Annotated in this window: 13 protein-coding genes; 6 read left to right on the forward strand and 7 right to left on the reverse strand. The window is 61.7% G+C overall.

What is annotated here, in order from left to right; genetic code table 11:
• Positions 1 to 64: 64 nt before the first annotated feature.
• Positions 65 to 1,108, reverse strand: a complete 1,044-nt coding sequence (locus PQQ95_RS36250; protein WP_408447137.1) for an asparaginase — start codon at positions 1,106 to 1,108, stop codon at positions 65 to 67.
• Here PQQ95_RS36250 and PQQ95_RS36255 point away from each other — a divergent pair.
• A complete protein-coding gene (locus tag PQQ95_RS36255; protein WP_408447140.1) occupies positions 1,107 to 1,337 on the forward strand; it encodes a hypothetical protein in 231 nt (76 codons plus the stop codon). The genes PQQ95_RS36250 and PQQ95_RS36255 overlap by 2 nt on opposite strands.
• On the opposite strand, the gene PQQ95_RS36260 is transcribed toward PQQ95_RS36255, so the two are convergent.
• The 5 genes from PQQ95_RS36260 to PQQ95_RS36280 all read right to left on the reverse strand — a co-directional run bounded on the left by PQQ95_RS36260 (position 1,334) and on the right by PQQ95_RS36280 (position 6,564).
• A complete protein-coding gene (locus PQQ95_RS36260; RefSeq protein WP_093632609.1) occupies positions 1,334 to 2,260 on the reverse strand; it encodes a CysB family HTH-type transcriptional regulator in 927 nt (308 codons plus the stop codon). The two genes, PQQ95_RS36255 and PQQ95_RS36260, sit on opposite strands and share 4 nt — an antisense overlap.
• Before the next feature lie 105 nt (positions 2,261 to 2,365).
• Positions 2,366 to 3,424: a sulfate/molybdate ABC transporter ATP-binding protein gene (locus tag PQQ95_RS36265; protein ID WP_408447143.1), complete on the reverse strand. Its 1,059-nt coding sequence runs from the start codon at positions 3,422 to 3,424 to the stop codon at positions 2,366 to 2,368.
• Positions 3,424 to 4,437: a sulfate ABC transporter permease subunit CysW gene (gene cysW, locus PQQ95_RS36270; protein ID WP_408447145.1), complete on the reverse strand. Its 1,014-nt coding sequence runs from the start codon at positions 4,435 to 4,437 to the stop codon at positions 3,424 to 3,426. Before cysW ends, PQQ95_RS36265 begins: the two co-directional genes overlap by 1 nt.
• On the reverse strand, positions 4,434 to 5,336 hold the full coding sequence (gene cysT, locus PQQ95_RS36275; protein WP_408447147.1) for a sulfate ABC transporter permease subunit CysT: 903 nt from the start codon (positions 5,334 to 5,336) through the stop codon (positions 4,434 to 4,436). The genes cysW and cysT overlap by 4 nt, the downstream gene beginning before the upstream one ends.
• Positions 5,337 to 5,514: 178 nt before the next feature.
• A complete protein-coding gene (locus PQQ95_RS36280) occupies positions 5,515 to 6,564 on the reverse strand; it encodes a sulfate ABC transporter substrate-binding protein (protein ID WP_408447149.1) in 1,050 nt (349 codons plus the stop codon).
• Between the two features lie 315 nt (positions 6,565 to 6,879).
• Between PQQ95_RS36280 and lexA the strand changes: the two genes are divergently transcribed.
• The 3 genes from lexA to PQQ95_RS36295 all read left to right on the forward strand — a co-directional run bounded on the left by lexA (position 6,880) and on the right by PQQ95_RS36295 (position 8,771).
• On the forward strand, positions 6,880 to 7,530 hold the full coding sequence (gene lexA / locus PQQ95_RS36285; protein ID WP_408447152.1) for a transcriptional repressor LexA: 651 nt from the start codon (positions 6,880 to 6,882) through the stop codon (positions 7,528 to 7,530).
• Positions 7,531 to 7,587: 57 nt separating this feature from the next.
• Positions 7,588 to 7,932: a hypothetical protein gene (locus PQQ95_RS36290; RefSeq protein ID WP_172315483.1), complete on the forward strand. Its 345-nt coding sequence runs from the start codon at positions 7,588 to 7,590 to the stop codon at positions 7,930 to 7,932.
• 176 nt (positions 7,933 to 8,108) lie between these two features.
• Positions 8,109 to 8,771 (forward strand): DUF2939 domain-containing protein, encoded by a 663-nt coding sequence (locus PQQ95_RS36295; RefSeq protein ID WP_408447155.1) that lies wholly within the window; start codon positions 8,109 to 8,111, stop codon positions 8,769 to 8,771.
• Positions 8,772 to 8,853: 82 nt separating this feature from the next.
• Here PQQ95_RS36295 and PQQ95_RS36300 read toward each other — a convergent pair whose 3' ends face one another.
• Positions 8,854 to 9,318 carry a universal stress protein gene (locus PQQ95_RS36300; protein ID WP_408447157.1) on the reverse strand — a complete coding sequence of 155 codons (465 nt, stop codon included), beginning with the start codon at positions 9,316 to 9,318 and terminating at the stop codon, positions 8,854 to 8,856.
• A gap of 276 nt (positions 9,319 to 9,594) precedes the next feature.
• Between PQQ95_RS36300 and nodI the strand changes: the two genes are divergently transcribed.
• Both nodI and PQQ95_RS36310 read left to right on the forward strand, forming a co-directional pair.
• The gene (nodI, locus tag PQQ95_RS36305) at positions 9,595 to 10,509 is read left to right on the forward strand and encodes a nodulation factor ABC transporter ATP-binding protein NodI (protein ID WP_408447160.1); all 915 of its coding nucleotides are present in this window, start codon (positions 9,595 to 9,597) and stop codon (positions 10,507 to 10,509) included.
• 71 nt (positions 10,510 to 10,580) lie between these two features.
• Entirely contained in the window at positions 10,581 to 11,408 is an 828-nt protein-coding gene (locus tag PQQ95_RS36310; protein WP_408447163.1) for an ABC transporter permease, read from the forward strand.
• Positions 11,409 to 11,690: the final 282 nt, after the last annotated feature.

The raw sequence follows: 11,690 nt of genomic DNA on the forward strand, positions 1-11,690 counted from the left end.
TCATTCAAACTTCATGTGCAGGACACGGTTCTGACTTTGAACCAGGCCGCTCGCGCTCAATCCGTCAGTACGTGTCGAAAGTCTTCTGCAACGCAACCGCCCCTGTACCGCCTGCGGCCAATGCCAGCATCAGCAGCACGCGCGCCTTGTACGGATTCAGCGAACCTGCGCTGACGAAACCGAGCGCGTCGTCGGCGGCTGCACCGTTGCGCATGACGTGGCCTGAACCCACGCGCGACGAACGCACCACCACGACGCCTTGCGACGCGGCATCGGCCAGCGCCTGCTGCACCGAAGCGTGAATCGAGCCGTTGCCCGTGCCCGCCACGACGATACCGCGCACACCGGCCGCGACCAATGCATCCACGGCAATACGCGAGACGCCCGCGTAACTCACGACGATCTCCACATGCGGCCACTTCGCGCCGATCACGAATTCAGTCGCGAGCGTATGCGGGCGCACTACGCTGCGCTGAAATTCGACGCGACCGTCCTGCACCCAGCCGAGCGCGCCGATCTCGGGCGATTGAAATGCATCGACTGCGTAGGTGCTCGTCTTGACGACGTCGCGCGCGCTATGAATTCGGTTGTTGAACGCCACCAGCACGCCCTGCCCGCGCGAGCCCGCGTGCGCCGCCACCGTCACGGCATTCAGCAGATTCAGTGGACCGTCGGCGGACAGCGCCGATGCCGGGCGCATTGCCGCAGTCAGCACGACCGGTTTGTCCGACTTGATCGTCAAATGCAGCAGATAGGCGGTTTCTTCGAGCGTATCGGTGCCATGCGTGACCACCACGCCGTCCACGTCGTCTTCGGCCAGCAGCGCATTGATGCGCTGCGCGAGCGCGGTCCATAGCGGCATCGCCATGTCTTTACTGTCGACGCTGGCAATCTGCTCGGGCGCAATGCGCGCCACCGTGGACAAGGCCGGCACCACGGCCAGCAATTGATCGACGCCGACCACACCGGCCTGGTAGCCGGATGTGTTGGTGGCGTCCGCGGCCGCCCCGGCAATCGTGCCGCCGGTCGCCAGCACGGCGATGCGCGGCAGCAGCGGAGTGGCGCCTTCGTCTGAAGGCGTCGCGGAAGAAGAAGTCAAAGTATTCATGGCGGCGATTGTAAGCGATGCGCCGCGCGCCGCCACGCGTGAAAAAAACGGATCCCCGTTCGTTTCGGAGCTGGGTGAGGCCGGCGCTCCGTACGCCACCAGTTTGCGCAGCGTTTACATCAAGGCCAGCCACAGCCCGCATGAAGTTCGCACTTTTGGCGCCGCAATGAATTCACGCAACGTCAAAAGTGCCCTGCGCCGAACCGTGACGATCCGGCGCACGCCTTAAACCGCCTCGCGCAACTGCGCGGCGATTTCCGCTTCGTTCAACTGCGGTGCGAACATTTCGATCAGCCGGTACGCATATGCACGCAGGAACGCACCCTTGCGCAAGCCGACCCGCGTCGTGCTCGCTTCGAACAGATGCTGCGTATCCAGCGCGACCAGTTCCGTGTCGCGCTTCGGATCGTAGGCCATGGCCGCGACCACGCCGATGCCCATGCCGAGTTCGACGTAGGTCTTGATCACGTCGGCATCGATGGCGGTCAATACGACGTCCGGCAACGCACCCGCTTTCGCGAACGCCTGGTCGATGTGCGAGCGGCCCGTGAAGTCCTGGTCGTACGTGACGATCGGGAATTCGGCGATCTCGTCGAGCGTCAGATTTTCGCGGCCCACCAGCGGATGCCCCTTCGGCACGACCACGACGTGATGCCACGAATAGCACGGGAACGTGACGATATCCGGAAAGCGGTCGAGCGCTTCCGTCGAAATGCCGATGTCCGCTTCGCCGTTGATGATCATCTGCGCAATCTGTTGCGGGCTGCCCTGGCGCAGCGCCAGATGCACCTTCGGGAACACCTCGGTGAATTGACGGATCACCTTCGGCAGCGCGTAACGTGCCTGCGTGTGAGTCGTCGCCACGACGAGATGGCCGCTGTCCTGATCGGCGTATTGACGCGCGACCCGCCGCAGATTCTCCGCATCGAGCAACATGCGCTCGATCAGCTGGTGCACCGCCTTGCCCGGCTCGGTGAGGCCCGTCAGACGCTTGCCGCGACGGATGAAAATATCCACGCCGAGCTCGTCTTCCAGATCCTTGATCTGTTTCGACACGCCCGATTGCGACGTGTACAACACGTTCGCCACCTCAGTCAGATTCATGTTCTGACGCACGGCCTCGCGCACGAAGCGCAATTGCTGAAAGTTCATCTGTATGTCTCCGGTTGAGCCAGAGTTGAGTTATTAGAGTTTGATTGAAACACCGAGTATTGTTGCGCTGCCTGTGCTGCTGCTCGCGTTGCTTATGGCCGTCACCTATTGCGCCGGAAATACGCGCAACGCGCGCGGCACGGCCGTCACGCCGTCGCCGATCGCCAGTTGCAGATCGCGCCACGATTCGCGATCGAGTTCCGCCTCGAGCACATTGCCTTCACGGCCCGCCAGTTCCACGCGCACCGAGCCGCCGAGCGTCACCACGCGCCGCACATCGACCACAATGCCTTCGCGGTGGCCGGACGCTTGCGGATACAACTGCAGATCGTGCGGCCGTACGTAGGCGAACGCCGGTCCGCTGAAACCGGCCGTAATCGCGACCGGCAGCGCCGCGCCGTCGACCACAAAACCGCTTTCGTCCACGTTGCCATGCAAACGGTTCGCCGCGCCGAGAAACTCGTAGACAAACGAGGTTTGCGGATGGTCGTACACGTCTTGCGGACTGCCTACCTGCTCCACGTGCCCGCGATTCAACACGACGATCCGGTCGGCCACTTCAAGCGCTTCTTCCTGATCGTGCGTGACGAAGATGGTCGAGATATGCAGATCGTCATGCAAACGACGCAGCCAGCTGCGCAACTCCTTGCGCACCTTCGCATCCAGCGCGCCGAACGGTTCGTCGAGCAGCAGGACCTTTGGTTCGACAGCGAGCGCGCGCGCCAACGCAATCCGTTGCCGCTGGCCACCCGACAATTCCGACGGGTAGCGTTGCGCGAGCCAGTCGAGTTGCACGAGCTTCAGCAGTTCATGCACCTTCTCGCGAATCACCGCTTCCGAAGGCCGTTCCTTGCGAGGCTTCACACGCAGGCCGAACGCCACGTTCTCGAACACCGTCATATGACGGAACAGCGCGTAATGCTGGAACACGAAGCCGACTTCACGCTCGCGCGCCCCGACTGTCGCAACGTCCTGGCCTTGCAACACGACCTGGCCGGCATCCGCGTATTCGAGGCCGGCGATCACACGCAGCAAGGTGGTTTTGCCACAACCCGAAGGCCCGAGCAGCGCAACCAGTTCGCCCGGCGGAAAGTCGAGCGAAACGTTATCGAGCGCGACGAAATCGCCGAAGCGCTTTTGCAGGTTACGGACGGTGATACCCATTACAGCTCTCCTTGCTTGAGCGCGTGGTGATGCGGTGCATGCGTGGCATTGACAGACGACGAAGCAGACGACGGCGTGACGGGCCCCGCATACGCGGGCACATCGCGCGCGGCCGACAGTTCCGCCGACATATGGCGCTCGGCGAGCAGCTTCAGGCCGAGCGTCACGAGTGCGAGCAAGGCCAGCACCGACGCCACGGCGAACGCCGCCGAGAAGTTGTATTCGTTATAGAGAATTTCGACGTGCAGCGGCATCGTATCGGTCTGGCCGCGAATGTGGCCGGACACCACCGACACCGCGCCGAACTCGCCCATCGCCCGCGCGTTACACAGAATCACGCCGTACAGCAGGCCCCATTTCACGTTCGGCAGCGTGACGCGCCGGAAAATCTGCCAACCCGATGCGCCAAGCACGTGCGCGGCTTCTTCTTCGTCGTTGCCTTGCGCCTGCATCAGCGGAATCAGTTCACGCGCGACGAACGGGAACGTGACGAAGATCGTCGCCAGCACGATGCCCGGCACCGCGAAAATGATCTGGACGTTATGGTCCTGCAGCCATGGGCCGAACCAGCCCTGCGCGCCGAACATCAGCACGTAGATCAAACCGGAGATCACCGGCGAAACCGAGAACGGCAGATCGATCAACGTGGTCAGCAATGCCTTGCCGCGAAACTCGAACTTGGCAATACACCATGACGCTGCGAGGCCGAACACGAGATTCAGCGGCACCGCGATCGCAGCCGTGATCACGGTCAGCTTGATGGCCGACAACGCATCCGGATCGGCCAGCGATTCCAGATAGAAGCCGATGCCCTTGTTCAAAGCCTGATAGAACACGGCAACGAGCGGCACGACGAGGAACAGCGCGAGAAACAGCAACGCGATGCCGGTCAGAATCCAGCGCACGACGGGGGGTTCGGTAACCGGATCGGGCCGGCGCGCGACATTGAGCGGCGCGCGCGGCGCCACGGCAACCGTCGCGGCATCCGCGCCATTCAGGGAGTTGCGGCTCATTGCGCACCTCCGCCGACACCGATCGCCGCTACACTCGTGGCGGCAGGCGCCGGGCCTGCGCCGCCACGGCTCGTCCGGCGCTGCAGATACCACTGCAGCGTATTGATCAACAACAGCATCAGGAACGACACCACCAGCATCACGACTGCAATCGCCGTGGCGCCGGCGTAGTCGTATTGTTCGAGCTTGGTAATGATCAGCAGCGACGTGATTTCCGATTTCATCGGCACGTTACCGGCGATAAAGATCACCGAGCCGTACTCGCCGAGCGCCCGCGCGAACGCCAGCGCGAAACCCGTGAGCAAAGCCGGAAACACCGCGGGCAACACCACGCGCCGAAACGTCAGCCAACGCGACGCGCCGAGGCACGCAGCCGCCTCTTCCTGTTCGCGTTCGAACTCTTCGAGCACCGGCTGCACGGTCCGCACGACGAACGGCAAACCGATAAAGGTCAGTGCGATCAGCACCCCGGCCGGCGTGAACGCGATCTTGAGACCGAGCGGCTCGAGAAACTGCCCGATCCAGCCATTGCCCGCATACACCGCCGCGAGCGAAATGCCGGCCACGGAGGTCGGCAAGGCGAACGGCAGATCGACCACCGCGTCGACGATACGCTTGAACGGGAAGGTGTAACGCACCAGCACCCACGCGACCAGAAAGCCGAACACCGCGTTGATCAACGCGCCGCCGAGGGCCGAGAAAAACGTCAGGCGATACGACGCGAGCACGCGCGGCGAACTCACCGCGCGCACGAACTGGGCCCAGTCGAGCGTCGCGGTCTTGAGAAAGGTCGCCGCAAGCGGAATCAGCACCACGAGGCTCAGATAAGCCACCGTGATGCCGAGTGTCAGGCCAAAACCGGGCAACGCGCTCGGCTTTCGGAAGGTCAACGTCGTCATGCTCAGTACTCTTTCAGGGTTGAGGCCGGCGGCTCTTTTTCCGGCTGCCTGGCTGGCCAAAAAGCGCGCCGGATGGGCGCGCTTTTTGGCGAGGTGTGACTAACACGTCTAACTTCGGTGGCTAAGAGCGCGCTTGACTACGATGTCCAACCGCGCGTCTCGTCCGATTGAGTACCCGTTACTGCGGCGAGTAGATCGAATCGAACACGCCGCCGTCGGCAAAGTGCGTCTTCTGCGCGTTCGCCCAGCCGCCGAACGAATCGTCCACCGTGTACAACTTCAGCTTCGGAAACTTCGAAGTCAGCTCCGCCGGCACCTTGTTCGAACGCGGACGGTAGAAGTTCTTCGCGGCGATTTCCTGGCCTTCCTCGCTGTACAGGAAGTTCAGATACGCCTCCGCCACTTTGCGCGTGCCATGCTTGTCGACCACTTTGTCCACCACCGCAACCGGCGGCTCGGCCAGAATACTCACCGACGGCACCACGATTTCAAACTTGTCCGGACCGAACTCCTTCAGCGAGAGGAACGCTTCGTTTTCCCACGCAATCAGCACGTCGCCGATACCGCGTTGCACGAAGCTGGTGGTCGCGCCACGCGCGCCCGAATCCAGCACGCCGGCATTCTTATACAGCTTGCCGACGAATTCCTTAGCCTTCTGGTCGTTGCCGCCCGGCTGATGCTCGGCATAGGCCCACGCGGCCAGGTAGTTCCAACGCGCGCCGCCCGAGGTCTTCGGATTCGGCGTGACGATCGACACACCCGGCTTGGTCAGATCGTCCCAATCCTTGATGTGCTTCGGATTGCCCTTGCGTACCAGAAACACGATCGTCGACGTGTACGGCGAGGCGTTGTCCGGCAAACGCTTTTGCCAGCCCTTGTCGAGCAAACCCTTGTTCGCCAGCGCGTCGATGTCGTAAGCCAGCGCCAGCGTCACGACGTCCGCCTGCAAGCCGTCCAGCACCGAGCGAGCCTGCGCACCCGAACCGCCGTGCGACTGCTTGAAGGTGACCGCCTCGCCCGTTTTCGCCTTCCACTCCTTGCCGAACGCCTGGTTGACGTCCTGGTACAACTCGCGTGTCGGGTCGTACGACACGTTCAGCAGCGTCGTGTCGGCTGCATGTGCCGGCGCCGTGACGCCGACCGCGGCGATCGTGCCGACTGCGCCGAATGCGAGCGCAGCGATGAGTTTTCTGGTCCTGCCTGCCAGCCCCGTGCCTTGATGGTTCATGCCAACTTTCTCCGCGTTGTGGTCCGCTGAAACAGCGAGTGGTGTTGTTTTGCGTCGCGGTCACGTGCACATGAGCGCCAACTCGAAGGGCAGTCTATCGAAGAGCTTTCATCATTAAAAATAATGTTTCCTCATTCTTTAATACGCAAAAGTGGTAATGACGGCCGGATAAGGCGTTGAGGCACGAAAACAGGTGTTATGACGTCGCTGGACGACGCTGGAACGCCACCCAAGGTCACGAACTTAAAGTAAAGCTTGAATTGCGCTGAATACTGTATAAAAATACAGTCACCTGTTCATACATACAGTGGCGCCATGACCAAACTCACCGCACGACAGCAGCAGGTTTTCGATCTGATCCGCCGGGCCATCGAACGCACCGGTTTTCCGCCCACCCGCGCGGAGATCGCCGCCGAGCTGGGTTTCAGCTCGGCCAACTCGGCAGAAGAGCATCTGCGCGCGCTCGCCCGCAAGGGCGTAATCGAGCTGGCGGCCGGCGCGTCGCGCGGCATTCGCCTGCTGGGCGGCTCGGAAGATTCGCCGTATCAGTTCACGCTGCCGCATTCCAGCATCATGCAACTGTCGTTGCCGCTGATTGGCCGGGTGGCCGCGGGTAGCCCGATCCTCGCGCAGGAACATATCTCGCAGCACTACGCGTGCGACCCGGCACTGTTCTCGAGCAAACCGGACTACCTGCTGAAGGTACGCGGGTTGTCCATGCGCGACGCGGGCATCTTCGACGGCGACCTGCTCGCGGTACAGAAGAAAAGTGAAGCCAAAGACGGCCAGATCATCATCGCGCGCCTTGGCGACGACGTGACGGTCAAACGGTTGAAGCGCCGGCCGAACGGTATCGAGCTGATCGCAGAAAACCCCGATTACGACAACATCTTCGTTGAAACCGGCAGCGCGGAGTTCGCGCTCGAGGGTATCGCCGTCGGGCTGATCCGCCCGGGCGAGTTCTAACCCCCGCTCGTGCGCCGACCCAAAGCTGCCCCAACGTTGAATCGCCTGGAGAGACTCATGGAACGCCTTGCCCGCCTGCTGCCTTTTCGCCAGTTCGGTCGTTTGCGTCATCTGCGCAAGCTGGTGCCCTGCTCACTGATCGAGGCGTCCTCCGCCAGTACTCCATCACTGTTCGACGCGCCTGCCGGCGTATCGAGCCTGCCGTCCTCGTTGCCAGCTTTTGCTCGCGTGTCGTTGAATTCAGGGCTGAATACGGCTGAACCCGCGCGCCGTGCGCCGGTACGCGTCTATCACGGGCCGTCGCGGCTGATCATGGTCGGCACGGTAGACGCCGTGTGCCGCATGATCGATCGTTGCATTGCAGATGAAGCCAACGTGCACGGCGCGGTGTTCGAGTCATAGGGTGGCCTCGCACGTGCACCGTATTTCACTGCGGCTGTGCGGCGTGCAACACCTTGCGTGCAATGCCCGGCGTAAGCTTTTCACCCACCCGAGTCTTCTCGAATATTGCATCGCCTGGGATCGTTTTCGTGTGGCTGCGGTCCACGATAGATCACACCTGAGGAGAATCCCGCTCGATGGCAGTTTCAACACGCACGAAGCGCAGCGCCACCCGGCCGCTGATCGTCATCCTGATTGTGATTGTGGTGATCGCCGCGTTGGGGTTCGGTTATGCGTCGCCGTACATGGCGCTGAACAACCTCAAACGCGCGGCGGATGCGCGTGATGCGCAAACCGTCAATGAGTACGTCGACTTCCCCGCATTGCGCGAGAGTCTGAAGCAGCAGGTCACCGGCTTGTTGACGCGTCGACTCGACACGCAAGGCAACGGCAATCCGTTCGCGGCGATTGGCGCGATGATCGGCGTGGCCTTGATCGGTCCGCTGGTCGATGCTTATGCGACACCCGACGGCGTAGCGGCCTTGCTGAACGGCATGCCGCCACGCGGCAACCCTGGCGAGCGCCCCCCTGTTCCGGCTACGGCCGAAAATCCGCCGGCCGCAACGGCGCCTGCACCGGAACCGGCGCCCTCCGTTGCCGGCAGTACGGCTACCGGCGCAGCTAACAACGAGAATAGCGCCACGCCACCGCAACCGCCGCAAACCACGGCGGGCTATCGCGGCCTCAACGAGTTCGCCGTCACTTATCAGCATGGCGCTGGTGACGCGCGTTACTCAGCGATCTTGCGGCGCGAAGGTTTGTTTACGTGGAAGCTGGCCGCGGTCAATTTGAACGAGTGACCGTTCGGCCAGGTGGCTCAATGACCCAGTTGCCCACTCATAGCCCACTAAGCCCGGTCCACGCCCTCCGCTCCGCCTTGCGTCAAGCCGCTGCTTGCTCCTGCTCCTGCGCGGAAGAACACGCCACCAGAATGCTGCACGAGATCCGGTCGAGCAGCGGCGTATTTCCTGCGCCCATCCACCATCGTGACAGACCGGTGCGGCAGCGGTGCCCGACCACCACGAGGTCGACATGCAATTCGTTGGCAAGGTTGGCGATCTCGTCGATCGGATGGCCAAACGCAAAATGCCCTTGCGCGGTCACGCCGCGCTCGGTGAGCCAGTCCACCCCTTCCTGCAAGACATCGCGGGCTGTTTTTTCGAAGCTGCCGCAGGCCACATCCGTCAGCAGGCCCGCGCTTTGCGCAATACTCGAGCGCATGTCAACCACCGATAACAAGTGTGTTTCCGCCTTCAGATCCAACGCCAGATCGGCACCGCAGCGTAACGCTTTGCGGCCTTCGCGCGAGCCGTCGTAGCACAGCAGGATTTTTTGGTAGCTCGCCATGATTTTTCTCCCATCCCGCGAGGAACGCGGCCTGATTGAATCATGGTGCGCCGCAATTCAGGTTGCAAGGGATGGAAAACGCTAAGTGCGCCCTAAACCGGTGCGGGCTGGATTCATGGCAGGTTTGGGTCGGATCTGGGTCAACCGTGAAGCGTTGCCGCAGCGCAAGAAACGTCGTCCGGCGCATCCGGCGGAGATCAACATCTCGCTGCCGATGCCCTAGAATGAGCGGCCTTAGCGGCCATTTGCGTTTTTTCCCGGAGCCTCGATCGATCCATGTCTGAAGCCGCCATTGAATTCCATCAGGTCAAGAAAAGCTACGGCGAAAAGAAGGTCGTCGACGGACTGTCGTTTCATGTGAACGCCGGCGAATGTTTCGGCCTGCTCGGCCCGAACGGCGCAGGCAAGACCACCACATTGCGCATGCTGCTCGGCATCGCCGCGCCGGATGCAGGCACGATCCGCCTGTGCGGCGAGCCGATTCCCGGCCGCGCGCGCGTGGCGCGAGCGCGTGTCGGCGTCGTACCGCAGTTCGACAATCTCGATCCCGATTTCACGGTCCGCGAAAACCTGCTGGTGTTCGGCCGCTACTTCGGCCTGAGTGCCGCGCAATGCCGCGCGATGGTGCCGTCGCTGCTCGAATTCGCGCGCCTCGAAAGCAAGGCGGATGCACGCGTGAGCGAACTGTCGGGTGGCATGAAGCGGCGCCTCACGCTGGCTCGCGCGCTCGTCAACGACCCTGACGTGCTGATCATGGACGAGCCGACCACCGGCCTCGATCCGCAAGCGCGCCACCTGATCTGGGAGCGGCTTCGCTCGCTGCTCGCACGCGGCAAGACCATTCTGCTGACCACGCACTTCATGGAAGAAGCCGAACGGCTGTGCCACCGCCTCTGCGTGATCGAGGAAGGTCGCAAGATCGCCGAAGGTGCGCCGAACGCATTGATCGCATCCGAGATCGGCTGCGACGTGATCGAAATCTTCGGGCCCGATCCGGTGGCGTTGCGTGATGAATTGGCACCGTTTGTCGAGCGCACTGAGATCAGCGGCGAAACGCTCTTCTGCTATGTGAACGACGCGCAGCCCGTGCATGCCCGACTCAAGCAACGCGCCGATCTGCGCTACCTGCATCGCCCGGCGAATCTGGAAGATGTGTTCCTGCGTCTGACCGGGCGCGAGATGCAGGACTGACGCAAATCGACCTCGGCGCAGCTCACAATCTTCCATAGCTATAACGACAACGCCACAGCAAGAGACACGCAATGGACGCACGCACTTACGAACCCCACGGCGAGGCGCCGCCGAAGCAGGAAACCTTTGCCGCGTTTCCTGCCAATGCCGTGAACTGGATTGCGGTATGGCGCCGCAATTATCTGGTCTGGCGGAAGCTCGCGATTGCTTCGATGTTCGGCAATCTGGCCGATCCCATGATCTATCTGTTCGGCCTGGGCTTCGGGCTTGGGCTGATGGTCGGGCACGTCGATGGCGTGTCGTATATCGCGTTTCTCGCGGCGGGCACGGTGGCGTCGAGCGTGATGATGTCGGCGAGTTTCGAGTCGATGTATTCGGGCTTTTCGCGCATGCACGTGCAGCGCACGTGGGAGGCGATCATGCATACGCCGCTGACGCTCGGCGACATCGTGCTAGGCGAGGTGATCTGGGCGGGCAGCAAGTCGATGCTTTCGGGCGCGGCGATCATGCTGGTCGCGGGCGCCTTGGGCTATGCGAGTTTTCCGTCGATGCTGCTGGCGTTGCCGGTGATCGTGCTAACGGGGCTTGCATTCGCAAGTATCGCGATGGTGGTGACGGCGCTCGCTCCGTCGTATGACTTCTTTATGTTTTATCAGACGTTGGTGTTGACCCCGATGCTGCTGCTGTCTGGGGTGTTTTTTCCTGTTTCACAGTTGCCTGCTGCGGCGCGGGTTGTGACTGAACTGTTGCCGTTGGCGCATGCGGTCGATCTGATTCGGCCGGCTATGCTTGGGCGGGCTGTCGATGGCGCTGTTTTGCATGTTGCCGTGCTGGCGGTTTATGCGGTGGGAGGGTTTGTTGTCTCGGCGGTTTTGTTTCGGCGCAGGATGATGAAGTAGGGGTTGGGGGGTGGCGGAATGGGGTTTTTTCGCGTTGCGGGTGGGGGTTTTTTGCGTTCGTGGGGGTTCTTGTTTATATGCCTGTGGCACTGAGATTTTCTTGGTCTGGATTTTTGGTTTTTCCCTGATCTGGATTTTTAGTATTTTCTTGAGATGGAATTTGGCATTTTCTTGAATTTTTAGTGGCCTTTTTTGAATTGTTAGTGGTCTATTAGTGTTGCCCCTGTGCGGGGCATTGCTCTCAACTTAAGCCCCATTCCATCAAGCGAGCTTGTACGCAAG

This window comes from Paraburkholderia caffeinilytica, assembly GCF_046030355.1.
GTDB lineage: Bacteria > Pseudomonadota > Gammaproteobacteria > Burkholderiales > Burkholderiaceae > Paraburkholderia > Paraburkholderia caffeinilytica_B.